Here is a 24,922-nt window from a genome sequence, read left to right on the forward strand (position 1 = left end):
GTGGGCCACATGAGGATCGGAACCCTGGCGGAGCGCACCGGGACGTCCCGGCGGCTGTTGCGCTACTACGAGGAGCAGGGCCTGATCGGCTCGCGCCGCAGCGACAACGGCTACCGCGACTACGCCGAATCCTGTGTGGACAAGGTGATCCAGATCCGCGGTCTGCTGGACGCCGGCCTGCCGACCCGGGTGATCCGGGAGGTCCTGCCGTGTCTGGACACTCCGCGGGCCATTCAGATCTCGGCGGCGACGAGCGAGACGATCGAGCTGCTCGAGGCCGAACGCGATCGGATGAGCGAGCGCATCCGGTTCCTCGAGCGCAACCGCACCGCGATCTCGGCGTACCTCACCGCGATTCGCGAGGCTCAGTCAGCGGCAGCCCCCCAAGCGCTGAATCCGGCCGAGGCCGCCGTCTCCGCCTGAGCGGCCTGGCGGACGTCGTTGGCCAGGACGACGCCGTGGCTGGCGATGTCGAAGACGATCCGGTCGCCGTCCGCGATCCGGTAGCCGGCGTGCCAGCTGGCCTTGTCCGAGCCGAGCAGCAGGTAGTTGACCAGGCCGGGCCGGCGCATCCCGGCGTAGCCGAAGAGGTTGTCGACCATGTCCGGCACGCGCTGGAAGATCGAGTCCGCGCCGGCCGAGAAGTCGCCCTTCCAGGCCACCGCGCCGTCGCGCTCGATGATGATCTGCCCGGTCACGGTGGTCGGCGGCTCGCCGAGGAACAGCCACGGCGTCAGCGAGGTGTCGCAGAGTTTCGCGTACGGCGTCCAGCCCCACGGGTTCTGCAGGTGCAGACCGATGTCGTTGAGGTCGTTGCCGAACGTGTAGCCCGCGTAGTGCGGGTTCCCGTCCGCGTCGTTGACGAAGACCAGCCCGACCTCGGGCTCCTCCAGCAGCTCGACCGCCGTCGACGGCACGGTGAGCGGTCCGCCGTTGGTCTCCAGCCAGGAGCCGAACCCCTTGATCAGCCAGTTCGGCGCCTTGAACTCCTCGTCCGGCGCGGGCGGCGCCGGGAACTTCGAGCGGTGCGTGCCCATGAAGCCGGTGACGAGCGAGTTGTTGGACGCCGGCAGCAGCGGCGGCAGGAAGCGCACCTCGGGGTCGCCGGCCGAGACAGTGACGGTCTCGGTCCCCGACGTCAGCGAGTCCAGCAACGCCTGGGTGCCGCCACCGGCCAGGACGGCGTTCCGCAGCTGGTCCTCGGCGACCGGGAACAGGGTGACCGGCGCGTCGGTCGGCAGCCCCACGCCCGCGTAGCGCTGCCCGCGGTACTCAACTTCGAAGATGACGGTGGACATTGCTCTCCTTGGTTAGTTCGGTCAGGACTTCGGTCAGACGGTCGACGGCCGCCCGGATCCAGGGCAGGGTGAGCGGATCCGGCGCCGCCAGCGCGGCTGCGCGCTCCGCGTCGGTATCGCCGTACAGTCGGCTCGTCGCGGCCCGGATCCGGAGGGCGCGCGGGTCTTCCCCGAAGGCCGTCCCCGGGAGCAGGGCGACGCCGTACCGGGTGCTGAGCAGGTGCGTGAGTTCGTTGCTGCCAGCAACATCGAGCTGTTCGCGGAGCGGCTCGAAATCCGGGTAGAGGTAACAAGTGGCCTGCACCGGCGCGAGTTCCGCGCCGGCCATGGTGAAGACGTCGGCCACCCGGCGGACGACGCGTTCGTGCAGCCGGCGGGCGGCCGCGACGTAGCGGACCACCTCCGGCGGTTCCGCCAAGGCGTACGCAGCCGCCGCCTGGACGGGCGCCGCCGTACTCGACCAGATCTGGCTGGCGACGCCGATCAGCCGGGTACGGAGTGCTTCGGTCGGTAGCCGCGCAACGCCCAGCCGCCAGCCGCCCACGGCCAGGCTCTTCGTCAGCCCGGTCGTCACCACCGTCCGCTCCGGCGCGAAGTGCGCCGGAGAGACCGCCTGATCGGCCGGAACGAAGGCCAGGTCGCAGTAGATCTCGTCGGAGATGATGACCAGATCCAGCTCGCGCGCCACCTCACAGAGCGCACGAACCGTCTCGGGTCTGGCGATCGTCCCGGTCGGGTTGTCCGGCAGCGTCACCACGACGCTGCGCGGATCGCCACCGGCCGCCCGCGCCTGCCGGACCGCCGTCCGCAACTCGTCCGGGTCCGGTACGCCGCCCTCGCCGGGCCGTGTTCGGACCGGAATCGACCGCAGCCCGCCCAAGGACGCCTGGGCCGCGTAGCTCACCCAGGTCGGTACCGGGACGACGACGTCCCCGCCGACAGCCAGCATCAGCGCGAACAGCAGCGGCTTGCTCCCCGGACCGCAGACGACGTCCACCGGATCGGTCGGCAGGCCGCGGCGACTCCAATAGCCCGCCGCAGCCAGTCGTACGTCGGCCGATCCGGCGACCGGCCCGTAGGCGTTCCGGCTGGACGCAGCGATCAGCTGCTCCCGCAACTCCGAGAGCACCGGCAACCCGATCTCGCCGGTCGCCAGGAACAGGACCTGCTCCCCGGCCGACCGTCGCCGTTCGAACTCCTCGTCGGCGGCGAGGGTCGCCGACATCTTCATGCGTAGAGCTTTCGGAGCTCGACCTTGCGGACCTTGCCGGTCAAGGTCTTCGGCAGGACGTCGACGACCTCCAGCCGCTCCGGATAGAACCGCGGGTCGTGGCCCGACGACCGCAGGTGCGCCTGGATCTCCTGCAGGGTCGGACGGACGCCGTCCGGTGCGACAGCGACGGCCAGGATCGGGTCGTCGGCCTGGCCGCGCGTCCCGACCAGAGCGGCCTCGGTGACCTTTGGATGCTGGGAGATGACGGCTTCCAGCTCGGCCAGCGGTACGACGATGCCGTCGCGCAGGATGGTGTCCTTGGCGCGCCCGAGGATCCGGATGCCGCCGCGCCCGTCCTCGCGAGCGACGTCCCCGGTGTCGAACCAGCCGTCCTCGGACACCTCGGCGTCGAACGCGTCCTGCTGTTTGTAGTACCCCAGCGCCTGCGAGGCGCCGCGGACGCGCAGCCGCCCGACCGGCGCCCGCTTCGACGGGTCGTGACACAGGTCGACCCGGATCTCCATCGAGTCGATCGGCCGGCCGTGGCTGTGCGCGGCCCAGTCCTGGTCGTAGTCCAGCCGGGTGATCGTGATCGGGCCGAACTCCGACATCCCCCAGACCGAGTAGGTCCGGGAGCCGAACGTCGTCCGCATCTCGTCGACGAGCCCCTGGAGCACCGGCGCGGCGCCGGTGACCGTGTGCTGCAGACTCGAGACGTCGTGCGGATCGGCCTGCTGGACCCGGGCTACCCCGCTGAGGGTAGGAGGGGGTCCGTACAGAAGGGTGGCGCGATAGCGCTCCACCAGGTCCAGCAGGCCGGCTTTGTCGGGACCGTCCTGGAAGGCGACCGTCCCGCCGAGCAAGACGCTGGCGAGCACCCCCTGGCCGAAGCCCGAGTAGTGCACCAGCGGCGTGGTGTTCGCGACGACGAGATCGTCGCTGAGCATGAACGCGTCCACGTATCCCCGGACACCCGAGTGCACGGTGTTCTGGCTGTGGACGACGCCCTTCGAGAAACCCGTCGTACCGGAGGTGAACAGCACCACGAACGGCTCGTCCGGCCGTAGCTGCCGGCCCTTCAGATCCGCCGTGTCCTCCCAGCGTGTGCTGATGAAGTGGTCGTGGAACTCCGGGCTGTCGAGCAGGAACAGCTGCTCGACCTGCAGGTCGGCGACCTCTTCCGCGGCGATCAGGAGCTTCGCCTCGGTCAGCGCGAGCCGGTGGCGCAGCTCATCGCCCTGGCACTCCGGAGCGATCGGGACGATCACCGCTCCGACCGCCATGGTGGCGAACATCAGCGGCACGATCTCCCACCGGTTCGGCGTCTGGACGGCGACCCGGTCCCCGCGCTCGATCCCCAACTGCAGAAGGGCTCCCGCGAATCTGTCGGTCAGCCGCGAAAGTTCCGAGTAGTCGAGGGTGTCGGTGTGGGCCTCTTCGAGCCGGCGACCGGCGATGGCCAGTTTGCGGGGCCGTTCCCTGGCCTGCCGGCGCAGGTCGTCGAGGAACGTGTCGTCCCGCCACCAGCCGCGACGCCGGTACTCGTCGGTCATCGGCCGCGCTCCGCACGCCGTACGGCGAGCAGCTCGGGCAGCGGGTCGCCCGCGCCTGCCCTGGCGATCTCCAACAGGGCCTCGGTGTTCAGCTTGACCCGGTTACCGATCCAGTCGAAGACCCACGCCTTGCGCGCGTCCGCGGCCAGCTCGAACGGCACCACCCGGGTGACGGCCAGCGCCGCCGAACCCGCGCCGCCGATATTCGCGATCACGCCCGGCACCAGGACGGCGCCGGCCCCGCGAGCCTTCTCCTGAGCCACGGGCGTGGAGGCGATGTTGGCGCCCTCGACCACGAGCTCGGCCCGCAGCCGGTGCACGTTGTCGTCGTTCAGCGCGCGCTTCTGCGCCGCGAGGATGAGGAGGTCCGCGTCGACGTCCAGCCAGGCGTCCGGCTCGGTCGACTGGGATACGCCGTCCGGCAGGCGCGACCGGTCGATCCGGCCGAACTCGTCGGTGATCGCGATCAGGTCGTCGACCGGCAGCCGGTCGGCGCTGACCGTGCCGTCGATGTCGGCGACGCCGACGACCACGTGACCGCGCTCCTCCAGGAACTGCGCCACGGCCCGGCCGACCGCGCCGAAGCCCTGGACGACGACGCGCGCCTGCTTGCGGCCGCTCGCCTCCAGCGCGGTGACCGCGGCGACGCCGACACCGTGGCCGGTGCAGTCGATCAGCGGCTCGTAGTAGGTGCGCCAGTCGATCGGCATATCCGGCGCGCCGAGGCGGTAGCGCGGGTCGTACTTCGCTTCCTCGAAGAAGATCGCCCGGTCGGCCGGCGTCACGCCCATGTCGATACCGAGGTGGATTCCCCCGTGCAGCAAGGGTTTCACGGTCCGGCCGAAGGTCTTGAACGTCGTCTCCCGGTCGGTGCCGTCGGAGACGATCCCGGCCTTCGCGCCGCCGATCGGCAGCCCGGCGAGGGTGAACTTGTGGGTCATGTCGCGGGCCAGCCCGGCGACCTCCTCCTCGGTGACCCCGGTGGTCATCCGGGTGCCGCCCATGGCCAGGCCGTCGTACAGGGAGTCGATCACCACCCAGCCCTGGAGGTCGCCGCCGGCGCCGTTCAGGTGCACGGTGAGAGCGGGTTTGTCGTGCTCAGTCATTGCCATGTCCTTTGGGGTCAGAGGAAGAGTTGGGCGAAACCGCGGAGGATCTCCCGGCCGTCGTCGCGGAACTCCAAGTGGGCCTGGGATCCGAAGATGCGGCCGTCGTCGGAGCGCAGGAACTCGACCGGCGCGTGGTCGGAGCGGCCGATCGACCGGAACCCGGCCGGCGCCGCCTGCAGGTAGAGCGTGTGCCGGTGGAAGACCGTCACGGTCGGCTTCACGAACGTGAACAGCGGCTCGCTCTTGTCCACCTCGGCCTCGTGCCCGCCGACCCGCTGCTGACCTTCGGCCAGCTCGGCGCCCTGTGAGACCGCGATGATCTGCATGCCGCCGCAGATCCCGAAGACCGGGACGTCCGACGTCATCACGAGGTCGATCAGCGGCTGGTAGTACTCGGTGTCGTAGGCGCGGACCTTCGTCCCGCTGAGCACGATCGCCTGGTGGCTGCCGTTCAGCTTCGCCGGGACCTCGGTGCTGCTGACCACGTCGGTCGCGGCGCCGAAGTCCTCGAATCGCTTGCGGAGCTGGGGAAGTGACAGCGTCTTGTTGTTCACGACCAGGACTCGGGGTTGGGCCATGTTCACTGCTCCTTGTCTCTGGTGATGACCGTGCCGGTCCGGCCGGCCAGCAGGTCCGAGACCGGGGCGCTGCCGATGACGACCTCGCGGACGCCGTGCTCGAGCGCCTCACCGGCCGCCCGCAGCTTCTTCCGCATCCCGCCGCGCGCGCCACGATCCCGGAAGGCCGCGGCCGCCTCGGCGTCGATCCGGGCGACCGGCTCGTCGTCGATCAGCAGGTGCGAGACATCGGTGACCAGGACGAGGTCGTCGGCCCCGACGGCGCCCGCGATGGCAGCGGCCGCGCGATCGGCGTCCGTGTTGACCTCCTGGCCGGCCTCGTTCCGCGCCAGCGGGGTGACGAGGTACGCGTGACCGGCCCGGAGGTTCTTCAGCACCGAGGCGTCCACCTTGGTGATCGGGCCGACCAGGTTCTCCAGCTCGACCAGCTGCTTGCCCTGCCACCACCAGCGCTCACCCTGACCGGCGTGCACCAGGCCGTCACTGCCCAGCACGCGCTCGACGGTGATCCCGCGGTGCTCCAGCCGGGCGATGACGTCGTCCGCCATCACGGTGCTCACGGTCTTGATGTCGTCGAGGACGTCGGGCGTCGTCCAGCGGCTCTGGTTGCCGTAGCGGTCGCGCAGGATCGCGGACGGGTCGCTGTAGCGCGAGCTCAGCTCACGCAGCGGCTTGGACCAGCCGTGCACCAGGATCAGCGGGTGATCCGCGGCGTGCACGGCCAGGTCGTTCCACCATTCGCCGGCCAGGTCGTCCAGGCAGCTTCCGCCCAGTTTGACCACGATCGGGCGGCTCATGCGGGCATCACCGGTTGCATCGTCAGACCCGTCTCCTCGGGAAGGGAGAATCGCAGGTTCGCGGCCTGCACGGCCTGGCCGGCGGCGCCCTTGACCAGGTTGTCCAGGGCGGCGAGGGCCACGATCCGGCTGTTCTCCTCGTCGTACAGAACCGTTACGTCGCAGTAGTTCGAGCCCAGCACCGCCTGCGGGTCGGGCACCGGGATCAGCGTCTCGTCGTGCCGACGGACGCGGACGAACTGCTTGCCCTTGTAGAAGCGGGTGTAGGCCCGGTGCAGATCGCGCTGGGTGACCTCCGCGTCGGCGTACACGTAGCTGCTGGTCATCAGGCCGCGGACGTGCGCGACGCCGTACGCCGACATCGCGAGCGACCCGATCGTGCCGGGTTTGCTGCGCTCGAAGAAGTCGCGCACCTCACCGGCATGGCGGTGGCCGGTGGGCGAGTACGGCGCGATCGCGCCGTTGCGCAGCGGGTGCAGGTCGGTGGTCCGCAGGGACAGGCCACCGCCACTCGACCCACTCTTGCCGTCGACAACCACTGTCTTCAGGTCCAGACCCAGCTCGAGCGTGAGCGGCGCCAGGGCCAGCGTCATCGACGTGGCGTAGCAGCCGGGCAGCGAGATCAGATTGGCGTCGGCCAACTGGTCGCCGATCAGCTCCGGTACGCCGTACACGAAGCGGTCGGCCAGCTCGGTCGTCCGCTGCACCTTCGGGTACCAGCGGGCGTGCAGCTCCGGAGTCCGGATGCGGAACGCGCCACTGAGGTCGACGATCACGGGCACCTTGTCCGCGAGCAGCTCGGCCAGCTGCGCCGAGACCGGCGCGGGCGTGGCCAGGAACAGGACGTCGACCTGATCGGCGACGTCCTCGGTCACCGGCTGTACCGTCAGCCCGACGTCGAACCGGAGCCCCGGGTGGAGCTGGGCCAGCCGCTTGCCGAGGTTCGAGGATCCGCCCAGGAAGGTGAGCTCGAACTCGGGGTGTTGCGCGATCAGGCGGATCAGGTCGCCGCCGGCCAGCCCGGAGGCGCCGACGACTCCGGCGCGGATCATGACAGCACCTCCTTCACGTAGCCGCCGATGGCCGCCGCGACGTTCGCGCCGGTCGCCTCGGCCACCCCGCGGAACCCGGGGGCGTGGTTGACCTCGTTGACGACGAACCCGTCCTTGGTCCGGAACAGGTCGATGCCGTAGATGCCCGGGCCGAGAACGTTCAGCACGTTGTCGACGACCTTCACGACCTCGGGGTCGTGGGCCGCGGCCTGGCTGGTGTTGCCGAGGGCGGCGTTGTTGCGCCAGTCGCCGCCGGCGGTGGTGAACTCGGCCGCGCCGATCAGCTCGGAGCCGATCACCAGGCACCGCACGGACGCGCCGCCGGCGAGGAACGGCTCGACCAGACAGGCCTGTTCGAAGGCGTGCCCGAGATCCTCGACGTAGTCGTAGACCGAGTTGGCCAGATCGGCGTCCCGGATCAGCGTGACCCGCTTGCCCATCCCGCCGTACACGGGTTTGAGTACGACCGGCAGCTCGAACTGGGTCAGCGCCTTGGCGAAGTCGGCCCGGGAGACCACGAGCCGGAAGTCGGGGACCGGCACCCCGGCCGCCCGCAGGGCAGTCCGGAGCACGGCCTTGTTCTCACACAGGTTGATCGCGCGGGCCGTGTTGATCACGCGCGCGCCGGCCTCCTCGGCCAGCGTCGCGATCAGGCCGCCGCGGGTGTAGCTGCGGCTGCGCAGCAGGACGGCGTCGTACGCCGCCAGCGCGGGCGCGTCCGGATGGCCCAGAGCCAACGACTCGTCGTTGATCCAGGTGATCGACAACCCGAGGCCGGGCGCCGCCTCGATCAGGCGGCGCTCCTCCCAGGCGATCCGGTCCGCGACGATCGCGACGGACGTCGGAGCAGCCATCTCACTGACCCCAGTCGCGGAGCTGCACCTCGACCATGGACAGCTGCAGCTGACCGGCCTCGACACCTTCGACGCGCAGCGTCAGCATGCATTCGGGGCAGGCGAACGTCTCACCGGTGACGACCGGCGGAACCGTCAGGTCGGTTTCGCATTCGGGGCAAATACCGGAAACAGTGGCGGTGGACACAATGAACTCCAAAAGAATTTGAGGGGTAATTTCAGAGGGACTGGAAATCGACGGCGGCTTTACGCACGCCGTCCCGGTCCAGGAGTTTTCGGCCGGTTTCTTCCTGGCGGGTGATCAGCCACGGGGTGAAGGCGTCGACATCGACGGTGAGGCCGGAGTCCAGCAGCGCCCAGCGCACCAGGGCCGGGGTCAGTCGGGTCCGGACCAGCAGCTCGCGGGAGTTGCCGACCAGCTCCGCGGGCACGGTCTCGTACGCCTCGGGGTTGGTCAGCTGGCCGGGCAGCTCGTAGGCGAACGCGTTCGGCGACGTCGGGCCGGACTGGAACGCCGTACCGAGGCCGGCGCCCTCGAGCGCGACCCGGGACAGCTCGGTCAGGTGCGAGAGGTCGAAGCGGGTGTCGCCGTACGCGATCCGCAGTGCCATCAGCAGCTCGGCCAGCGGCGCGTTGCCGCCGCGTTCGCCGATCCCTCCGACGGTCGCCGAGATCCACTGGGCGCCGGCGCGGACCGCGGCGAGCGAGTTCGCCACGGCCATCCCGAGCATGTTGTGGGAGTGGATCTCGATCTCGGAGCCGTCGATCTCGGTCAGGCTCGCGATCTGGTCCTGCATCTGCCAGGGCGTCAGGTAGGCAACGGTTTCGGCGACCCGGAACCGGTCGGCGCCGACCTCGAAACCGGCGGTCACGTACGGGACCAGGCGCTCCTTCGGCGTCCGCGCGCCGTCCTCGCCGCTGAACGTGACGTGGAACCCGCGGTCCTTGGCCTGGGTGATCGCGGACTTGGCCAGCGTCTGCAGGAACTTCGCGCTGGGCGACCCGAGTTTGAGCTGCGCGTGCTGCTCGGACGTCGGGATCGAGTACATGATGTGCTTGACGCCGAGGCGCTCGGCCTCGTCGAGCGCCGTCGCGACCTGCTGGCGATCGCGGACCACGACGAGCGACATACTCCGCTCCGGCGTGATCGCCTCGTGGGTCGCGAGGATCAGGTCGGCGTCCTTGCTGTTCGGTCCGGAGATCATGCCGACCTCGACCAGTTCGATCCCGGTCTTCACCAGCAGGTCGGCGATCACGGCGGCGTGCCGGGGGCCGAACTCGACCCCGGCCATATGGGCGGAGTCGCGCAGGGTGGCGTCGGACAACCGGGGCGGAGTCCCCGGACTTTCGGCGGTGGTCATGGCGATTTTGCTCCCTCAGGTGGTGGGCGGCAGGTGAGCCGTCAACAACCTTGAAGTCGGTCCGCCAGGTGGCACAAGCGACTTCGTGTCAGGGATTGTGAACGCGTGTGCGGCCCTTTGAACGGGCGTGTCGATTCATGCCGAGGCGTGCCTTTCTGTGTGGCCGGGGTATTTCTCCGGTGGCCCCGACCTACCGTTCCGGAATCGGTTTTTCTCCGACTGAAGGGAATGCTGATGTATTCGACAGAACGGGTCCGCTATCTCGCGCGGAACCTGGCTCGCGGTACCGCCGCCGAACGCGACCGGCGGCGCGAGTGGGACGAGCCGCTCTTCAAGGCGCTGACGGTCCCCGGCACGTTCGGCGGCGAGCTGACCGCCGTCCAGACGTGCGGGTTGCTGGCCGCCGTGGGGGAGGGATCGCACGACCCCGGTCTCGCGTTGGCGGTGACGACGTCCGCCGTCCTGACCAAGCACCCGGTGCGGACCTTCGGGACGCCCGCCCAGCAGGAGCGCTACCTGCCGGACGAGTCGCTCGGCGGGCTGTCGCTGCAGCAGACCCGCGGGACGGCGGCCACGGTGACGGTGCGGCCCGACGGCGCGGGCTGGCGACTCTCCGGCGTCCTCGATTTGGTTGCCCTTGGCCCCAAAGCCCGGTACTTCCTGGTGATCGGCGAACATGACGACGGAGCGCGGACGGCGTTCGTCCTGGACGCCGACGTCCCGGGACTGCGGCTCGAGGAGATCGAGCCGGCGGCGCTGCGGACCTGCCCGTGGGGCCGGGTGACGCTCGTCGACTGTCACGTCTCGCCGGAGGCGGTGCTCGGCACCGTGGGCGGCGCGGCCGGTGAGACCGAGCCGCTGCTCACCGCGCTGGATTGGGTCTTCACGAGTGCGTCGTGGGTCGGGATCCTGCGGGCGCTGGCTGAGGAGGCTCTGGAGACGGTCCGGACTCGTGAGGTGTTCGGAGCGCCGCTAGCGCACTCGCAGGCTGCTCGCTTCGTGCTGGCCGACATCGCCACCCAGAACGAGTTGGCCGCCGGTCTGCTCGACCACGTGGCCGCGCAGTTCGACGGTACGTCGCTGCCGTCGCATCAGGACGCCGCGTCGGCTCGGCTGTTCATCGGCTCCGCGGTCCGCGCGGTCATCGACGGCGCCGCGCAGCTGGCCGGCCCCGGCGGGTCGGAGCTGGTCGAGCGCGCGCATCGCGACGCGCTGTTCTTCACCTCGTCGGGTGGCGGTGCGGATGTGTTGCGGCCGGTCGTCGCCGGCGCTCTGCTCGGGCTTGGAGGAATGAAATGACCACGACCTTCGCGGGGATCGCGTCCCGCGCCACGCAGACCGACGCCACCGCCTCGGTGCCGGTCGAGAACTGGCAGGAACTCAAGGAGTCGGGCTACTTCGGGCTCTTCCACCCCGAGCACCTCGGGGGCAGCGGCGCGGACGCCGCGGCCCAGGTGCAGGCGATGGAAGCGCTCGGCCGGGCCTGCTCAGGGACGTACTGGACGGCGACCGTCTCCGCGCTGCTCTGCGGCAACCTGATCGCGACGTACGGCGACGAACGGCACCACGACCTCGTTCGGGCGCTGGCGACGGGGGAGAAGCTGGCGGCGTTCGCCATCGTCGAGACGGCGGCCGGGAGCGACGCATCGACGTACCAGACGCTGGTCCGGCGGACCGGCGGCGGCTACACGATCAACGGGGAGAAGTCCCGGATCACCAACGCGCCGCGGGCCGACATCGCCGTCACGCTCGCTCGGCGCGAGCGGGCGGCGGGGGACGACGGGCCGGAGTGGTGCCTGGCGTTCGTCGAGCTGGATCAGCCGGGTGTCCGGCGGTACGACATCCCGCACATGGGGCTGCGGGCGATGCCGTGGGGCGGGCTCGTCTACACCGACGCGCACGTCGACGAGGCGAACGTGATTCCGGTGCCGTTCACCGAGCTGGCCGAGGGGATGACGTGGGGTTGGCTGCTGGTGTCGATCGCCGCGATCGCGACGGCCGAGTCGGCGCTGGCGGCATCCGTCCGGCACGCGTCGGAGCGGGTGTCCTTCGGGCGGCCGCTCGCGCATATGGAGGGCGTGCACGCGCAGCTGGCCGACTCGCGGGCGCAGCTCGACGCGGCGCGGGTGCTCGCGTTGCGAGCGGCGACCGAGCGGGTCGCGGGGAACTCGGCCAAGGACCTGATCGGGATGCTCAAGGTCTACGCGACCGAGATGGCCGTCGAGGTGACGCAGCGCGCCGTCCAGATCCACGGCGCGTTCGGCGTCACGCAGGGGCACGAGGTGGAGCGGCACTATCGGGACGCGCAGATGAACGTCGTCGGCGCGTTCGCGACCAACCGGCTCCGGGAGCAGCTGGCCGAGAACCTCGGGCTCGGGCCGGCCGTCTACCGCTCGTTCGACTGGCTCACGCCGAGCGCGGCGCCGGAGTCGCCCCCAAAAGCGACGATCACCACGGCCCCGTCGTGGTGGGTCCCGTACGCCGGCTACTGAGGAAGCTGGTCGGCATCGAGACCCCGCTTCCGATTCTGGGGGCTTGAGGTTGACACTGTGACAAGGTCTTCACTTGGAGCAGGAGGTGGTTCCCATGACCGCGACCCAGCGGCAGACCCTGGACCCCCGCCTGCTCGAAGCGCTGACCTCCAGTGACTCGTCCAGGCGGCTGAAGACCGTGCTCACGCTCGGAACGGAGTCCGATCCGGCTCTGGTCGAGGCGCTGATCGAGCGTTGCGCCGTCGAGCCGGACTTCTTCGTCCGGGACATGCTGACCTGGGCGTTGGTGCGGTTACCTGCCGACCGCACCGTGCCCAGGCTGCTGGCTGAGCTGCGGTCCGAGCTGCCGCAGGCGCGGAGCCAGGCCTTGCACACCTTGTCGAAGATCGGCGCGATGTCGACCTGGCCGGCGATCACTGGCGAGCTGCTGCATGACGCGGACGACGAGGTTGCGCGCGCTGCGTGGCGGACGGCCGTCGTCCTCGTCCCGGCTGGTCAGGAGGCGGCGCTGGCTGCCGAGCTGGTGACGGAGCTCGGGCGAGGTGGACGCGACGTCCAGCTGAGTTTGTCGCGGGCGCTGATCGAGCTCGGTGAGGTCATCCTGCCCGCGCTGGCTCCGGCGCTGGCTTCCCGGGCGGACGCCGTCCGCGCGCACGCTCGGGCGACCGAGCAGCTGCTCGCGGACCCGGAGTCCACCTTCGCGGTGGACGAGGCGAAGCGGGTGTACGCGATGGGGCCCGATGCTGATCGGTGAGGTGGCGCGCCGCTCGGGGGTGAGTGCCCGGATGCTCCGGCACTACGACACCCTCGGGCTGGTGCGCCCCACCGGCCGCTCGGACGGCGGCTACCGGGAGTACTCCGCCGAGGACATCCGCCGGATCTTCCACGTCGAGAGCCTGCGTTCGCTGGGCCTTTCGCTCCGTGAGATCGCCCGAGCCTTCGAAGAAGAGTCCTTCGAACCGGCCGCCCTGGTCGCCGACCTGATCCGCCGCACCCAAGAACGCATCACCCAACAGCAAGAGCTACTGGACCGCCTGCAAGCGGTCGACGCCTCCGCCCCCGCGGACTGGCAATCGGTCCTCCGCATAGTCGCCCTCCTCCACGGCCTCAACTCCCCGAACGCCGCCCGCCGGCAGCAGGCCGCCCTGACCCCCGCCGGCGACGTCGACCCCAGCCTGCTGGCCGCCGCCGTCCTCACCGAACCCGACCCCAACGTCGCCGGCGCCCTCCGCTGGGCCCTCGCCCGCACCCCCGACGAAGCCCTTCCCACCCTGGCCCAAGCCATGACCGCCCCCGACCCCCAAACCCGCCGCCGAGCCATCGTCGCCCTCATCGAACTCGACGCCCCCACCCCCATCCTCACCGCCGCCCTCGACGACCCCGACCCCCAAGTCCGCAAACACACCGCCCTGGCCCTGGGCGCCCGCCAAAACCCCAAAGCCATCCCCGCCCTGATCACCCTCGTCATAGAAGGCACCAACGACGTAGAAGCCGCCGAGTCCCTAGCCGCCCTGGCCACCACCCACCCCCACCCCGTCCTCAACGCCTTCACCACCCACCTAGCCACCGCCACCCCACCCGCCCGCCTCCGCCTAACCCAAGCCCTCATAGAACTCCCCACCCCCCTAGCCACCCCCCTCCTCCACCACCTATCCACCAACCCCCACCGCCCCACAGCCCTAACCGCCACCGCCTACCTCAACCGCGGCAACCAGCGCGGCTAGGCTCCGGGGGATGGGGCTCTTGAGGTTCTATCCGGCTGCGTACCGGGAGGCGCACGGGGAAGAGATCCTCGCCGTCCATCGGGAGCTGACGGCTGACTTGGGGCGAGTGAACAAGCTTTGGGCGGACGCCGACCTCGTGAGCCACGCGATTCGGCTGCGGGTAGGGCTTGACGCGGCCGCCCCGGCGGGCCGGCTGTTCGCGATGGCTGGACCGATCGCGGTCGGGGTTGCGACGGCGTACGCCGCCATCCAGCTCATGAGCTGGTACGCCGGCGTGGTCATCTCGCCCGGCTCGACGTGGAGTCAGCTGACGACGACCGACCTCCGCCAAGGCCTGCAACTCACATTCCTGGCGCTGATCTGCCTGGGCGGGTACCGGGCCCTCCGCGCCGGCCGCCCGACCGCGATCACGCTCGGCCTGCTCGCGTACGCCGCCGAGTGGCCCGCGGCCCCCGGCCTGTACGACGCCCCGGCCGTCCCGCTTGCCGCCGTGCTGACGGCGATGGTCATCAAAGCCGCCCCACCCGACAGCCAGGAGCGACGGCTCGCCGCGCTGGCCGGCGCCATGGCCGCCGTCGCCTGGTTCCCCAGCGCCCTGATCCTGACCCGCAACTTCGTCGCCAGCACCGACTACGGCCTCTGGCCGCTCCTCACCCTCGCCCTGACCGCGATCACGCTCGCGATCACCCGCCGCTCCCTCCTCCCCGAGCTGGCCGCCGCCGCACTCGCCGCCCCGCTCTTCCTCACCTACGCGATTCACTGAAAATCCAATAGGATGCAGGATCGTGTCAGTTATCGACGTCACGGACTTCGGGTCCGACCGCACCGCCGCCGTCGAGGCGGCACTCGCCCACGCCCGCACCCTCGACGGCCCGAAACGCCTGGTCTTCCCACCCGGCCGCCACGACTTCTACCCGGACCGGGCGACCCCACATGAGCTGTACCTCTCGAACACCGCCGGCGCCGACCCCGCCGTCCGCCACAAGCGCTTCGCGTTCTTCGTCGAGGGCATCGACGACCTGACCATCGACGGCCAAGGCACCCACTTCCAGCTACACGGCCAGCTGGGCCTGTTCGCCGTCCTGGGCTCGAGCCGCGTCACCCTGACGAACTTCGCCTTCGACCACACCGCCCCACGCGTCGTCGACCTGACCGTCGTCGAGACCGGCCCCGGCTACCGCATCCTGCAGCTCCCCGCGGACAGCCCGTACGACGTCGACAACGGGCTCACCTTCCGCAGCGACCTCAGCCCGTACGACGGTACGCCGTACTGGCAGTTCACCGCCGAGCAACTCGACTACCAGCAGGTCTTCGACCCCGAAGCCGGCCTGACCACCCGGCGGCACCCGGCGCTCTTCGCGGACGCCGTCTCGTTCGTTGACCTCGGCAACCAACATCTCCGGGTCAACTACGCGACCGACGCCACCCCCGGCGGCCTCGGCCTGGTCTACGCGCTGCGCGAGACCACCCGCGACACCGCGGCCGGTTTCATCTGGGAGTCGAACGACGTCACCATCGCCGGCCTGACCGCGCGTTACCTGCACGGCTTCGGCATCCTCGGCCAGTTCAGCACGGATATCGTGGTCTTCGGCAACGAATTCGCCGCCGATCACGCCGCCGGCCGGGTCACCGGCGCCTTCGCGGACTTCGTCCAGATGTCCGGCGTCAAGGGCAAGATCTCGATCGTCGGCAACACCTTCGACGGCGCGCACGACGACGCGATAAACATCCACGGCACCTACCTCCCGGTCACCGCGGCCGCCGGCCGCACGCTGGAGCTGCGCTACGCCCACCACGAGACCGCCGGCTTCCCGCAGTTCTACGTCGGCGACGAGGTCGAGATCATCCATCGCGCCTCGCTCCAGCCGGTCGGGACCGGTGTCGTGACGGCCGTGACCGGCCCGACCGGCCGGGACTCGAACTCCTTGACCAGTATGAGCATCATGCTCGCGACCGACGTACCGAGCGAGGTCGTGCGGCAGCCGGCCGACTACGCCGTCGAGAACACGACCTACACCCCCGAGGTCCGGATCGCCGGCAACACCTTCCGCAACCTCGCGACCCGCGCGATCCTGCTCACCACCCGCGGCGCCTCGGTGATCGAGGACAATATCTTCGACGGCATCGACATGGAGTCGATCCAGGTCGCCGTCGACGCCTCCGGCTGGTACGAATCCGGCCCGGTCCGCGACCTGACGATCCGCCGCAACACCTTCCGCCGGCCCTCGCCGCGCGCCGCGGTGATCCGCATCCACCCGGAGAACACCGTCGTCGACCCCGAAACGCCCGTCCACCAGAACATTCGCGTCGAGTCCAACACTTTCGAGCTGGCCCCCGACGCCCTGGTCCTGGCGGCCAAGAGCACGAGAGATATTGCCATTAGCAACAACCTGATCATCCGTCCCGGCAGCCCGGACGCCCCGCTCTACGACTTCATCGCCAGCACCGGCATCACCGAGGAGAACAACACCTACCGCGACTCCTAGGAGGCGGTCAGCTGGGCGGTGGCTCGGTCGAGCAGCCGCCGGAGGCCGCGGCGGGTCGGGGCTTGCGGAACGAGGGGCGGCAACTGCCGGACGTCGTCCAGGATGGCGATGACATTCGCCTTGAGAGTGGGCGGCGGCCGGGTGGAGACCTGGCCCGCCAGCCGGCCGGCGGTCTCGCGTAGTTCTTCGACCTCGGTCGCGCAGTCGACACAGGCGGCCAGATGGCCTTCGAAGGCGAGCCGATCAGCGTCCGGGAGTGCCGCCAGGACGTAGGGGCCGGTGAGGGAGTGCACGTCGATGGTCGTCATGGCTCCCTCCCCGAGTTCGTCGTGCAGGACCGGTGCTGTCGGCTGACAGCACCGGTCCGGGACTGCAGCGAGATCAGGCCTTCGGGGGCATCAGGACGGTGTCGATCAGGTAGACCGTGGCGTTGGCGGTCTTGACGCCGCCGCAGACGACGTTGGCGTCGTTGACCTTGAGCGCGTCGCCGGAGCCGGTGACGGTGACGTCCTGCTTCTCGACGGTGGTCTGCTTGCCGACGACGGCGGTCGGGTCGAGCTGGCCCGGGACGACGTGGTAGGTCAGGATCTTGGTGAGCAGGGCGTCGTCCTTCTTGAGGACGTCGATGGTCTTGGCGTCGATCTTCGCGAACGCGGTGTCGACCGGGGCGAAGACGGTGAACTCGCCGCCGTTCAGGGTGGAGACGAGGTTGACCTTCGGGTTCAGCTGGCCGGACACGGCCGCGACGAGGGTCTTGAGCAGCGGGTTGCCCGAGGCAGCGGTGGCCAGGGGCGCGGCGGCCATGCCGTCGATCGAGCCGGCGCCGTCCGGGTTGGCCTTCGCGTAGTCGGCGCAGCCGGGGCCGACGAGGCCGGCGGCGTTGTCCATGGACGGCGCGCTGGTCGGGGCGGACGTCGGCTGCGAAGCGGGGGCGTCGCCGGAGTTGCTGTCGCCACCGCCACACGCTGCCGTCGCGAGGACGAGGGCCAGGGCAGACGCGGCAAGGCCGGCGCGGACGAAGTTCTTGGGCATGACGATCTCTCTTTCGATCTGTGAGGTAGCGACTACACCGGTACTTCGCCGCTCCCCGAACCCCGGATGGGTCGATCGGCAGAATTTTTCTCCGCGCCCATCCGCGCCGCCGTCCAGGACCGAAGAAGCGTTGTCCCGCTCAGGTTCCGGCCGCGGCGAAAAAAGTTCGCCGGGCCGTGAACGCCGCCGATGACTTCGCCGTACTCACTCGCGTCAATCACCGGATCCAAGGGAGCCTGTCATGAAGAAGTCGCTGGCCGTGGTCGTTGCCGTCGGCACTGTGTTGGCCGCGGGGGTGACGGCCGCACCGGCCGCGTCGGCGTCCAGTCGCGGTACGACGCCGGATGTCTACCTGCTGGAGAAGGACGGCACACTGAGCGTGCGGGACGCCGATCTGCCCTTGCTGGCCCAGCACCGGGTCAAGGTCCGTGGGCTGAAGGCGCATGACCGGCTGGTCGGCATCGACGTCCGGCCCGCGACGGGCGCGCTCTACGCGGTCGCGAAGTCCGGTCAGCTCTACACGATCGCGGTCAAGACCGGCCGGGCGACTGCGGTCGGTACTCCCGCCGCCGGTGCGGTCGGGACGGCGGTCGGCTTCGACTTCAACCCCACCGTCGACCGGATCCGGCTCGTCACCAGCAGCGGGCGCAACCTGCGCCTGCACCCCGACACCGGTGCGGTGGCCGCGACCGACGTCCCGCTCGCTTACCCGGCCGGTGGCGCCGCGCCGCGGGTCGCGGCGGCTGCGTACACGGACAGCTTCGCGGGTGCGACCAGCACCGGGCTCTACGCGCTCGACGCCCACCGCGACACGCTCGTCACCCAAGGCACGCTGCCCGGCGCCACGCCCGCGGTCTCGCCGAACACCGGCCAGCTGTTCACCGTCGGCCGCCTCGGCCGCGACATCAGCACCGTCAACGGGTTCGACATCAACGGCAAGGGCCGGACGGCCGGCTCGTACGACGCCCGCGACTACCGCGCGATCGCCGCGGTCGAGGGCGGTCTGCTGCACGGCTCGCAGCTCGTCCGGGTCGATCTGAGGACCGGCCGGACGACGCCGCTGCTCGCGCTCGGCCTCGGGGACGTCGTCGGTCTCGCGTACGCCGCTCGCTGAGGACTCCGACCCGTGCCGCACTCACGTCGCGCACCGCGAATCGATCACGACCTGAGCCGGGACGACGGCATCCGTGCCGCGTACGCCGAACACGGCGCCGAGCTCTACCGCTTCGCGGTGCGGCAACTCGACGACGAGGGTGCGGCACGGGACGTCGTCCAGGAGACGTTCGTCCGCGCCTGGCGCGCGGCCGACCGCTTCGACCCGTCCGTGGCCAGCCTGCGGGTCTACCTGTTCGCCATCGCCCGCAATCTCGTCATCGACGAGACCCGCCGCAGAGCTGCCAAACCGGCCACCCTGCACCCGCCCGAGCTCCTGACCGAGCTGGTCCCCGCGATCAGCGGCGCCGACGACCAGGCGGTCCTCGGCTGGCTGGTCGAGGAGGCCCTCGGGCGGATCCGGCCCGAGGCGCGCTCGGCGCTGGTCGAGACCTACCTGCGCGGCCGCCCGTACGACGAGGTCGCCGCCGAGCAGGGCGTCCCGGTCGGAACCCTGCGCAGCCGGGTCTTCTACGGACTGAAAGCCTTGCGGCTGGCCATGGACGAGATGGGAGTGGACCTGTGAACACAGCGGAGCATCGCCGGCTGCGGGAGCTGCTCGGCGCCTACGCCCTTGGCCAGCTCACCCCCGCCGAACACGCCGCCGTCCAGGCCCATCTCGACGGCTGCGCGGACTGCCGCGACGAGCTCGCCGCGATCGCGCCGCTCGCCGCGCCGCTGCGCACGATCGACCCCGACCGTCTGGACGACGTACCGGCGGCACCGCCCGCCTGGCTCGAAGAGTCCATCCTGGCGGCGATCAAAGCCGAGCCCCGCCGTCGGCGTCCATCTTGGCTCTTGGCCGCAGCGGCAGCGTTGCTGATCGGCGGCATCGGCATCGGGTACGTCGCTGCGCCGAACCCGCCCAAGATCCCACTCGAACCCGTCGAGGTCACGACCGTTGCCGCCGGCATCCGCTCCACCGCGGACGTCGTCCCGCACACCTGGGGGATGGAGATCAAACTGGTCGGCAGCGGATACGAAGCAGGTAAGCGCTACCACGTCGTCGTCCTCGACACCCAAGGCCGAATCGCCCCCGCAGGCGAGTTCATCGGCACCGGCACCCGACAGCTCACCTGCAATCTCAACTCGTCCGTCCTGCGCCCCGACGCCCGCTCCTTCGAAGTCCTCGACGACGCCAACCGCGTCGTCCTGAAAGGCTCGGTCTGACCCCCGCGGCCCGGCCTTCCCATCGGGGAAGACCGGGCCGCGCCGCCGTCAGTAGGTGATGGCGGCAACGACCTTGTCAGGGTCGACCAGGAACGGCGCGACCGCCGTCAGCGTGCTGCTCTTCGAGGCAGGTTTCTCGAACGCGCCGTTGTAGACACCGCCTTCGGCCTTGAGACCGAGGAGGTTGCCGACGACGGCGGCGTGCCGGGCCTCGACACCGAAGATCCCGGCCGCAGCCTGCAGGATCATCTTGTCCTTCACGAAACCGGCCGCGCCCAGATAAGCGCCGACGCCCTTGTTCTCGAAGACGTGCGCGGTGGTCAGGTAGCTCTTCCGGCTGTCGAAGGCGCCGCCGAAGTCGACCGCCGGCGCGCCGACCGGCGTCCCGCCCAGCTTCTGGATGGTCGCGGTCAACGTGGCCACGTGCGAGGCCTCGTCGGCGCCGATCTGCATCAGGTACTGCTTCTCCTTACCGGAGACCAGATTCGCCTTGTTGCCCTGCCGGTAGAACTCGGCCTCCAGGTACTCCAGCGTCAGCGCGTAGTTCAGGACGTCGATGTCGTTGCCGAAGTCCTTCGCACTGGCCAGGTGGAAACCGTTGTTCAGCGCGCCGAGGGCGACCCCGGCCGGGACGGCGGCCGCGTTGCCGTGGATCAGATCACGTGTCGTGTCGGTCATCGGTGCGCTCCCTACTTCGCGATGAACGGCATGGCGGCCTTGAGCACCGGAGCCATCCCGAGGTTGGCCTCGATCGGCGCCGGGAACGGGTTCCCGCCGCTGACCTGGGCGATGATCGCCGCGTGCCGTGACTCGACCCCGGCGATCGACGCGGCGGCGCCGAGCAGCTCCGGGCTCTTCACCAGCGGAACCTGACCGTGGTACGCCTTCACGCCGAGCTCCTCGAAGGTCGCCGCGGTCTTCAGGAACGCGGCCCGGCTGTCGAACGTGCCGGCCGGGAACTTCACCTTGGGCTGGGCGACCGGCCGGCCGCCGAGATCGGTGATCGTCGTCCGGACCGCCTTGACGTGATCGGCCTCGTGCTGCTGGATCGGGTCGATCAGCTCCAGCTCGCGGCCCTTCAGCAGTTTCGCCTTCAGCCCCGCGGTGTAGAACGCGGCCTCCAGGTACTCCAGCGTCAGGGCGTAGTTGAGGATGTCCAGATCGCTCGCGTTCGCGTCGGTCTCGGCGTACCCGCGATCGGCGTTGCCGAACGCGAGCGGATCACCCAGCTGGGAGGCGACGTACGTCGCCCCGACTCCGACCAGCGCCGCATTGCGCAGAAAGCTGCGCCTGCTCTGCTCATCGCTGAACTCGAGGACCGGACGGCCCCCGAACAGTGCCTTGATACCCATGACTCTCCTTGTGCTCGTTGTCGTGCATCAGGGTCGTGCTGGGATCAGGAGGTACCGCCTCCTCAGGCGACGCGCGCTTGGACGACGATGCGCTGGTAATGGGCCGTGATCGGATGGCAGGCGAACAAGGTCAGGACCTTGTCCCCCGGCTTGGCGGGCTGGCGCAGGACGAACTTCACGTACTCCGCCTGCGGCACGATCGTGGTCTTGAAGACCTTGTACGTCGTGCGCCGGTCGCCCACCGTGACCGTGATCGGGTCACCTGGCCGTAGCCGGTCCAGGTACAGGAACGGTTTCTCGTTGGTACTGCGATGGCCGCTGATCACTGCGTTGCCGGCGCTGCCCGGTATCGGCGTACCGGGCCAGTGCCCGACGCCATTCACCAGCGCGGCCTCGTCGACGCCGTTGTTCAGCTCGTCGTCCAGCTTCAACCGGGGGATCGCCAAGCGACCGAGCCGCAGCTGCTCGCCGGGCCGTGCCTTGATCGCCTCGATCGGCACGCCGTCGGCCGGGTTCCCCTCACCGGGCGCGAACTGCGACTCGACCGGCTCGCCGTTGCGCAACTGGTCGAGCATCCGGTTCACCATCGCCTCCGGCTCGGCGGGTGACGCGCTCGGCGCCGCCACGTTCGGCGCGCTCGAAGGCGGTTGTCGGCCGTCGGGGCCGAAGATGATGACGGCGATGGCGACCAGCAGTGCGAAACCCGTACTGGCCGCCAGCCATCGATAGACCGGTTTCCAGGTCTTCATACGCTGACCATCTCCTCACGAGGTCGGTCATCAGCAGTACTTCGGAACCCGGGCCGATCCAGATGGGTGTTACCGCAGGATCAGGACGATCTTCTGCCGAATCCGGCCGGACTCCAGTGCGGCGTGGGCCTCGGCGACCTTGGCCATCGGGTAGGTGACGGAGTCGCGGAGGCGGAGTTTGCCGGCGGCGAGGAGGTTCAGGACGGTGGTGACGCCGTCCGGGGCGCTGTCGGGGCCTGGAGTGCTGAGGAGGACGCCGTTCTCCTGGGCGCCGCGACCGTCGGCCAAGGTGAGAACGCGGTCCGGGCCGCCGGCGAGCTCGACTGCTTCGGCGAGGCCGCCGTGGCCGGCCGCGTCGACGACGGCGTCGACCTTCGAGGTGACCGCGCGGACGTTGGTGAGCAGGTCAGCGCCGTACCGGACCGGGGTGGCGCCGAGCTCGCGGAGTAGTTCGTCGTCCGCGGCGCCGTTGGCGCTGATCACCTTGGCGCCGGCGGCGAGGGCGAGCTGGGTGAGGATGACGCCGACGGCGCCGCCACCGCCGAGGATCAGCAGCGTCTCGCCGCTGCCGACCTTGAGCTGGCGCAGGACGCGGACGGCGGCCTCGGCCGACGCGGGGAGCGCAGCGGCGTCGACCCAGCTGACGGCTTCTGGTTTCGGTGACCAGAGCGCGGTGACGACGTACTCGCCGTACCCGCCGAGGTTCGGTAGCCAGGCGGCGACGCCCTGGCCGACCTCGACGCCGGTCACCTCGGGGCCGACGGCGTCCACGACGCCGGAGACCTCGTAGCCGATCACCGCGGGCAGCCCGAGGAAGGGCAGCTCGCCGCGGCGGATCTTGAGGTCGGTCGGGTTCAGGCCGGCGGCGTACACCTGGATCCGGATCTGGCCCGGCCCCGGCTCGGGCCGCTCGACCTCGGACCAGACCAGCACCTCCGGCTCGCCGTACCGGGGCAGCACAGTTGCAGACGACATCGGAACTCCTCCAGGTAGATTACGTGATATGTCACGTAACGGGTATGCGGGAGAATTCATTCCCATGCCGAGCGAACCGGTCTGGCTGACCCCTGATCAGCAGCGAGCGTGGCTTGCCTACATGCGCGTCCAGCTCCGGCTGAACTACGAGATCAACCGGCAGTTGCAGGCCGAAAGCGGGCTCTCGTCGACCGACTACGACGTCCTGACCGCGCTGTCCACGGCGGACGACGGCCGCAAGACGATCACCGCCCTGGCGAACCAGATCGGCTGGGAGCGCAGTCGCGTCTCCCATCACATCCGCCGGATGGAACGCCGCGACCTGCTCACGCACGGTCCGTCGGCCCAGGATCGCCGGGTCACCGAGGTCACGCTGACCGCCGCGGGCTGGGCGACGCTCCGAGCGGCCGCGGTCGGCCACGTCGACCACGTCCGCAGCCTGTTCTTCGACGGCCTCCCGGCCGAGCTGCTCGACCCGCTCGCCGATGCGCTGGAGCACATCTACGAGCACGTCCTGACCCACGGCACGCTGCCGCGGCCGGAGTGAGTCAGGAGTTGCGGTAGGCCCGCGCGACGGCGGAGCGGATCCGGGCCGGCCGGTCCGCGACGAAGTGATCGATCAGCGCCAGCAGCGGCCCGGACGACGCCAGCGTCCAATCGGACTGCTCGTCGAAACCGCCGTTCAGCAGCGACAGCCCGATCGTCTCCAGGTTGTCGACGCCGATGTCGACGTACGAGCGGGTGGTGTCGCGCAGCGTCCGCAGCCGGAAGGTGACCTGGACGCGGTTCCGGCCGCGGACGGCGGCGGTGACGTCGACCGGGCCCATCATCCCGTCGCCCTGCGTCCAGACCGGCCAGTTCTGCTCGGCGATGTCGATCTCCCAGACGACCTCGTCGTCGATCAGCAACTCCAGCCGATGGATCCCCGGCCGGACGCCGTGCGCGTGGAACCAGCGGTGGTACCAGAAGGAGATCTCGTACCGCGGTGACGTCGGGTCGACCGCGACGACCTGACTCGCCGTCGCGGTGGCGCCCGCGCCGATCGGGCCGCGCGGCGCGATCAGTGCGAGCCGGCCGACGCCGTACATGGCCTTGTTGTCGGAGGCGGGCGTCGGCGCGTCGTCCAGCTGGGTGCCGTAGGCGATCACGCCGTCGATCCGGCCGTCAGCGGCGTACTTCGCGGCGATGCCGAGCGCGGCGGCGACGTACTCCTCGGTCGGTGCGAGCGGCGCGTCCAGGTAGCGGCCGGTGTAGATCAGCGGGATCAGCTCGAGATCGCGCGGCCTGGTCAGCTCGAGGATCGAGTCCAGGCAGTCGCCGAGTGAGCCGGCGACCGAGGTGTTCTCGCGGTCGCCGTCCAGGAACGGATAGATGATCCCGTCCAGGTATTCGCCGTACTTGTCCAGGAACTCCGCGCTGGTCGCGGCCGCGTGGAACGCGCACGTGTAGAACCGGAAGTCCGGATTCACCGCCCGGGCCGCGTCGACGAAACTCTGCAGGTACTCCGGGGTGAACAGCTGCGCGTTGAACTCGAACTCGAACTCGTCGATCGCCCAGGCCACCAGGTTCTTGTGCCGCGTCGACAACTCCGCCAGCTCGGTCGCCCAGGTCACGAAGTTCAGCAGGAACGGCCGCGACGCCCGCCCGGTCGCGTTCGTCTCGGTCGGCGGCACCAGGTACGGGATCACGTCGATCCCCGCCGCCGCGGCCGCCGGCAGGAACTCCCGCCGCAGATCGTCGAAATCCGTCGGCGAGTCCCAGATCCCGAACAGGTACGTGTCCGCCGCCAGATCCCGCAACCGCCGCACCAGCGCGGGCGTGTCGATATGCCGGAACCCGTCCACCCGCGGCTCCCGCTCACGAACCATCGCCCCGACCGTGTTCCCCCCGACCAGCAAAGCCTTCATCCGGACATTCTAACTATCCAGAAACATCTTCGCCATACCGAAAACACCCGAAGTCGGCGGGCGACGCC

The 24,922-nt window shown here is 70.0% G+C and carries 28 protein-coding genes; 11 read left to right on the forward strand and 17 right to left on the reverse strand.

Translation table 11 applies throughout. The annotated features are described in order from the left end of the window. Positions 1–9: 9 nt before the first annotated feature. The gene (locus ACZ6ZD_RS13445; RefSeq protein WP_465671573.1) at positions 10–423 is read left to right on the forward strand and encodes a MerR family transcriptional regulator; all 414 of its coding nucleotides are present in this window, start codon (positions 10–12) and stop codon (positions 421–423) included. On the opposite strand, the gene ACZ6ZD_RS13450 is transcribed toward ACZ6ZD_RS13445, so the two are convergent. From ACZ6ZD_RS13450 to ACZ6ZD_RS13495, 10 genes are read right to left on the reverse strand one after another with little or no spacing between them, the layout of a single operon-like run. Beyond that, on the reverse strand, positions 366–1,298 hold the full coding sequence (locus tag ACZ6ZD_RS13450; RefSeq protein WP_465671575.1) for a hypothetical protein: 933 nt from the start codon (positions 1,296–1,298) through the stop codon (positions 366–368). The two genes, ACZ6ZD_RS13445 and ACZ6ZD_RS13450, sit on opposite strands and share 58 nt — an antisense overlap. Next, positions 1,273–2,529 (reverse strand): pyridoxal phosphate-dependent aminotransferase, encoded by a 1,257-nt coding sequence (locus ACZ6ZD_RS13455; protein ID WP_465671576.1) that lies wholly within the window; start codon positions 2,527–2,529, stop codon positions 1,273–1,275. The genes ACZ6ZD_RS13450 and ACZ6ZD_RS13455 overlap by 26 nt, the downstream gene beginning before the upstream one ends. Beyond that, positions 2,526–4,064: an AMP-binding protein gene (locus tag ACZ6ZD_RS13460; protein ID WP_465671578.1), complete on the reverse strand. Its 1,539-nt coding sequence runs from the start codon at positions 4,062–4,064 to the stop codon at positions 2,526–2,528. Before ACZ6ZD_RS13460 ends, ACZ6ZD_RS13455 begins: the two co-directional genes overlap by 4 nt. Then, the gene (locus ACZ6ZD_RS13465) at positions 4,061–5,170 is read right to left on the reverse strand and encodes a Glu/Leu/Phe/Val dehydrogenase dimerization domain-containing protein (protein WP_465671580.1); all 1,110 of its coding nucleotides are present in this window, start codon (positions 5,168–5,170) and stop codon (positions 4,061–4,063) included. Before ACZ6ZD_RS13465 ends, ACZ6ZD_RS13460 begins: the two co-directional genes overlap by 4 nt. A 17-nt stretch (positions 5,171–5,187) precedes the next feature. Further along, the gene (locus tag ACZ6ZD_RS13470) at positions 5,188–5,751 is read right to left on the reverse strand and encodes a glutamine amidotransferase-related protein (protein ID WP_465671582.1); all 564 of its coding nucleotides are present in this window, start codon (positions 5,749–5,751) and stop codon (positions 5,188–5,190) included. Between the two features lie 2 nt (positions 5,752–5,753). After that, entirely contained in the window at positions 5,754–6,548 is a 795-nt protein-coding gene (locus ACZ6ZD_RS13475) for an amino acid kinase family protein (protein WP_171675266.1), read from the reverse strand. After that, a complete protein-coding gene (argC, locus tag ACZ6ZD_RS13480; protein WP_465671583.1) occupies positions 6,545–7,600 on the reverse strand; it encodes an N-acetyl-gamma-glutamyl-phosphate reductase in 1,056 nt (351 codons plus the stop codon). The genes ACZ6ZD_RS13475 and argC overlap by 4 nt, the downstream gene beginning before the upstream one ends. Continuing rightward, complete coding sequence (locus ACZ6ZD_RS13485) at positions 7,597–8,454, reverse strand: ATP-grasp domain-containing protein (RefSeq protein WP_465671585.1); 858 nt, start codon at positions 8,452–8,454, stop codon at positions 7,597–7,599. The genes argC and ACZ6ZD_RS13485 overlap by 4 nt, the downstream gene beginning before the upstream one ends. A gap of 1 nt (position 8,455) precedes the next feature. Then, positions 8,456–8,641, reverse strand: a complete 186-nt coding sequence (locus ACZ6ZD_RS13490; RefSeq protein ID WP_171675263.1) for a lysine biosynthesis protein LysW — start codon at positions 8,639–8,641, stop codon at positions 8,456–8,458. A gap of 31 nt (positions 8,642–8,672) precedes the next feature. Then, positions 8,673–9,815 carry a hypothetical protein gene (locus ACZ6ZD_RS13495; RefSeq protein ID WP_465671587.1) on the reverse strand — a complete coding sequence of 381 codons (1,143 nt, stop codon included), beginning with the start codon at positions 9,813–9,815 and terminating at the stop codon, positions 8,673–8,675. Between the two features lie 234 nt (positions 9,816–10,049). Here ACZ6ZD_RS13495 and ACZ6ZD_RS13500 point away from each other — a divergent pair, with 234 nt between their 5' ends. The 6 genes from ACZ6ZD_RS13500 to ACZ6ZD_RS13525 all read left to right on the forward strand — a co-directional run bounded on the left by ACZ6ZD_RS13500 (position 10,050) and on the right by ACZ6ZD_RS13525 (position 16,517). Next, complete coding sequence (locus ACZ6ZD_RS13500; RefSeq protein ID WP_465671589.1) at positions 10,050–11,114, forward strand: acyl-CoA dehydrogenase family protein; 1,065 nt, start codon at positions 10,050–10,052, stop codon at positions 11,112–11,114. Further along, a complete protein-coding gene (locus ACZ6ZD_RS13505; protein ID WP_465671591.1) occupies positions 11,111–12,307 on the forward strand; it encodes an acyl-CoA dehydrogenase family protein in 1,197 nt (398 codons plus the stop codon). The genes ACZ6ZD_RS13500 and ACZ6ZD_RS13505 overlap by 4 nt, the downstream gene beginning before the upstream one ends. Positions 12,308–12,401: 94 nt before the next feature. Further along, a complete protein-coding gene (locus ACZ6ZD_RS13510; RefSeq protein WP_465671593.1) occupies positions 12,402–13,061 on the forward strand; it encodes a HEAT repeat domain-containing protein in 660 nt (219 codons plus the stop codon). Then, positions 13,048–14,031, forward strand: a complete 984-nt coding sequence (locus tag ACZ6ZD_RS13515) for a HEAT repeat domain-containing protein (RefSeq protein ID WP_465671595.1) — start codon at positions 13,048–13,050, stop codon at positions 14,029–14,031. Before ACZ6ZD_RS13510 ends, ACZ6ZD_RS13515 begins: the two co-directional genes overlap by 14 nt. Before the next feature lie 10 nt (positions 14,032–14,041). Further along, positions 14,042–14,794, forward strand: a complete 753-nt coding sequence (locus tag ACZ6ZD_RS13520) for a hypothetical protein (protein ID WP_465671597.1) — start codon at positions 14,042–14,044, stop codon at positions 14,792–14,794. 22 nt (positions 14,795–14,816) lie between these two features. Continuing rightward, positions 14,817–16,517, forward strand: a complete 1,701-nt coding sequence (locus tag ACZ6ZD_RS13525) for an alpha-1,3-galactosidase-related protein (RefSeq protein ID WP_465671600.1) — start codon at positions 14,817–14,819, stop codon at positions 16,515–16,517. Here ACZ6ZD_RS13525 and ACZ6ZD_RS13530 read toward each other — a convergent pair. After that, positions 16,514–16,825 (reverse strand): zf-HC2 domain-containing protein, encoded by a 312-nt coding sequence (locus ACZ6ZD_RS13530; protein ID WP_465671602.1) that lies wholly within the window; start codon positions 16,823–16,825, stop codon positions 16,514–16,516. The two genes, ACZ6ZD_RS13525 and ACZ6ZD_RS13530, sit on opposite strands and share 4 nt — an antisense overlap. A gap of 73 nt (positions 16,826–16,898) precedes the next feature. Beyond that, a complete protein-coding gene (locus ACZ6ZD_RS13535) occupies positions 16,899–17,549 on the reverse strand; it encodes a fasciclin domain-containing protein (protein ID WP_465671604.1) in 651 nt (216 codons plus the stop codon). A gap of 241 nt (positions 17,550–17,790) precedes the next feature. Between ACZ6ZD_RS13535 and ACZ6ZD_RS13540 the strand changes: the two genes are divergently transcribed. Genes ACZ6ZD_RS13540 through ACZ6ZD_RS13550 form a run of 3 tightly spaced genes read left to right on the forward strand, consistent with a single transcriptional unit; the run spans position 17,791 to position 19,871 of the window. Next, a complete protein-coding gene (locus tag ACZ6ZD_RS13540; protein WP_465671606.1) occupies positions 17,791–18,663 on the forward strand; it encodes a DUF4394 domain-containing protein in 873 nt (290 codons plus the stop codon). 12 nt (positions 18,664–18,675) lie between these two features. Further along, positions 18,676–19,227, forward strand: a complete 552-nt coding sequence (locus ACZ6ZD_RS13545) for a sigma-70 family RNA polymerase sigma factor (RefSeq protein WP_465671608.1) — start codon at positions 18,676–18,678, stop codon at positions 19,225–19,227. Beyond that, positions 19,224–19,871 (forward strand): anti-sigma factor family protein, encoded by a 648-nt coding sequence (locus tag ACZ6ZD_RS13550; RefSeq protein ID WP_465671610.1) that lies wholly within the window; start codon positions 19,224–19,226, stop codon positions 19,869–19,871. Before ACZ6ZD_RS13545 ends, ACZ6ZD_RS13550 begins: the two co-directional genes overlap by 4 nt. 48 nt (positions 19,872–19,919) lie before the next feature. Here the strand turns inward: ACZ6ZD_RS13550 and ACZ6ZD_RS13555 are convergent, their stop codons facing one another. The 4 genes from ACZ6ZD_RS13555 to ACZ6ZD_RS13570 all read right to left on the reverse strand — a co-directional run bounded on the left by ACZ6ZD_RS13555 (position 19,920) and on the right by ACZ6ZD_RS13570 (position 22,947). Then, the gene (locus tag ACZ6ZD_RS13555) at positions 19,920–20,549 is read right to left on the reverse strand and encodes a ferritin-like domain-containing protein (RefSeq protein WP_465671612.1); all 630 of its coding nucleotides are present in this window, start codon (positions 20,547–20,549) and stop codon (positions 19,920–19,922) included. Between the two features lie 11 nt (positions 20,550–20,560). Beyond that, a complete protein-coding gene (locus ACZ6ZD_RS13560; RefSeq protein WP_465671614.1) occupies positions 20,561–21,223 on the reverse strand; it encodes a ferritin-like domain-containing protein in 663 nt (220 codons plus the stop codon). Positions 21,224–21,285: 62 nt separating this feature from the next. After that, on the reverse strand, positions 21,286–21,972 hold the full coding sequence (locus ACZ6ZD_RS13565) for a class E sortase (RefSeq protein ID WP_465671616.1): 687 nt from the start codon (positions 21,970–21,972) through the stop codon (positions 21,286–21,288). Between the two features lie 69 nt (positions 21,973–22,041). Continuing rightward, entirely contained in the window at positions 22,042–22,947 is a 906-nt protein-coding gene (locus ACZ6ZD_RS13570; protein WP_465671618.1) for an NADP-dependent oxidoreductase, read from the reverse strand. Between the two features lie 64 nt (positions 22,948–23,011). Between ACZ6ZD_RS13570 and ACZ6ZD_RS13575 the strand changes: the two genes are divergently transcribed. Beyond that, positions 23,012–23,494: a MarR family winged helix-turn-helix transcriptional regulator gene (locus ACZ6ZD_RS13575; RefSeq protein WP_465671620.1), complete on the forward strand. Its 483-nt coding sequence runs from the start codon at positions 23,012–23,014 to the stop codon at positions 23,492–23,494. A gap of 1 nt (position 23,495) precedes the next feature. Here the strand turns inward: ACZ6ZD_RS13575 and ACZ6ZD_RS13580 are convergent, their stop codons facing one another. After that, positions 23,496–24,854 carry a hypothetical protein gene (locus ACZ6ZD_RS13580; protein WP_465671622.1) on the reverse strand — a complete coding sequence of 453 codons (1,359 nt, stop codon included), beginning with the start codon at positions 24,852–24,854 and terminating at the stop codon, positions 23,496–23,498. Positions 24,855–24,922 lie beyond the last annotated feature (68 nt).

Source organism: Kribbella sp. NPDC104218 (genome assembly GCF_055584105.1).

Excerpts from the sequence above, each read along its gene's own strand:
- ACZ6ZD_RS13445 (WP_465671573.1), top strand. The coding sequence starts at position 10 with ATGAGGATCGGAACCCTGGCGGAGCGCACCGGGACGTCCCGGCGGCTG.
- ACZ6ZD_RS13450 (WP_465671575.1), bottom strand. The coding sequence starts at position 1,298 with ATGTCCACCGTCATCTTCGAAGTTGAGTACCGCGGGCAGCGCTACGCG.
- ACZ6ZD_RS13455 (WP_465671576.1), bottom strand. The coding sequence starts at position 2,529 with ATGAAGATGTCGGCGACCCTCGCCGCCGACGAGGAGTTCGAACGGCGA.
- ACZ6ZD_RS13460 (WP_465671578.1), bottom strand. The coding sequence starts at position 4,064 with ATGACCGACGAGTACCGGCGTCGCGGCTGGTGGCGGGACGACACGTTC.
- ACZ6ZD_RS13465 (WP_465671580.1), bottom strand. The coding sequence starts at position 5,170 with ATGACTGAGCACGACAAACCCGCTCTCACCGTGCACCTGAACGGCGCC.
- ACZ6ZD_RS13470 (WP_465671582.1), bottom strand. The coding sequence starts at position 5,751 with ATGGCCCAACCCCGAGTCCTGGTCGTGAACAACAAGACGCTGTCACTT.
- ACZ6ZD_RS13475 (WP_171675266.1), bottom strand. The coding sequence starts at position 6,548 with ATGAGCCGCCCGATCGTGGTCAAACTGGGCGGAAGCTGCCTGGACGAC.
- argC (WP_465671583.1), bottom strand. The coding sequence starts at position 7,600 with ATGATCCGCGCCGGAGTCGTCGGCGCCTCCGGGCTGGCCGGCGGCGAC.
- ACZ6ZD_RS13485 (WP_465671585.1), bottom strand. The coding sequence starts at position 8,454 with ATGGCTGCTCCGACGTCCGTCGCGATCGTCGCGGACCGGATCGCCTGG.
- ACZ6ZD_RS13495 (WP_465671587.1), bottom strand. The coding sequence starts at position 9,815 with ATGACCACCGCCGAAAGTCCGGGGACTCCGCCCCGGTTGTCCGACGCC.
- ACZ6ZD_RS13500 (WP_465671589.1), top strand. The coding sequence starts at position 10,050 with ATGTATTCGACAGAACGGGTCCGCTATCTCGCGCGGAACCTGGCTCGC.
- ACZ6ZD_RS13505 (WP_465671591.1), top strand. The coding sequence starts at position 11,111 with ATGACCACGACCTTCGCGGGGATCGCGTCCCGCGCCACGCAGACCGAC.
- ACZ6ZD_RS13510 (WP_465671593.1), top strand. The coding sequence starts at position 12,402 with ATGACCGCGACCCAGCGGCAGACCCTGGACCCCCGCCTGCTCGAAGCG.
- ACZ6ZD_RS13515 (WP_465671595.1), top strand. The coding sequence starts at position 13,048 with ATGCTGATCGGTGAGGTGGCGCGCCGCTCGGGGGTGAGTGCCCGGATG.
- ACZ6ZD_RS13520 (WP_465671597.1), top strand. The coding sequence starts at position 14,042 with ATGGGGCTCTTGAGGTTCTATCCGGCTGCGTACCGGGAGGCGCACGGG.
- ACZ6ZD_RS13530 (WP_465671602.1), bottom strand. The coding sequence starts at position 16,825 with ATGACGACCATCGACGTGCACTCCCTCACCGGCCCCTACGTCCTGGCG.
- ACZ6ZD_RS13535 (WP_465671604.1), bottom strand. The coding sequence starts at position 17,549 with ATGCCCAAGAACTTCGTCCGCGCCGGCCTTGCCGCGTCTGCCCTGGCC.
- ACZ6ZD_RS13540 (WP_465671606.1), top strand. The coding sequence starts at position 17,791 with ATGAAGAAGTCGCTGGCCGTGGTCGTTGCCGTCGGCACTGTGTTGGCC.
- ACZ6ZD_RS13555 (WP_465671612.1), bottom strand. The coding sequence starts at position 20,549 with ATGACCGACACGACACGTGATCTGATCCACGGCAACGCGGCCGCCGTC.
- ACZ6ZD_RS13560 (WP_465671614.1), bottom strand. The coding sequence starts at position 21,223 with ATGGGTATCAAGGCACTGTTCGGGGGCCGTCCGGTCCTCGAGTTCAGC.
- ACZ6ZD_RS13565 (WP_465671616.1), bottom strand. The coding sequence starts at position 21,972 with ATGAAGACCTGGAAACCGGTCTATCGATGGCTGGCGGCCAGTACGGGT.
- ACZ6ZD_RS13570 (WP_465671618.1), bottom strand. The coding sequence starts at position 22,947 with ATGTCGTCTGCAACTGTGCTGCCCCGGTACGGCGAGCCGGAGGTGCTG.
- ACZ6ZD_RS13575 (WP_465671620.1), top strand. The coding sequence starts at position 23,012 with ATGCCGAGCGAACCGGTCTGGCTGACCCCTGATCAGCAGCGAGCGTGG.
- ACZ6ZD_RS13580 (WP_465671622.1), bottom strand. The coding sequence starts at position 24,854 with ATGAAGGCTTTGCTGGTCGGGGGGAACACGGTCGGGGCGATGGTTCGT.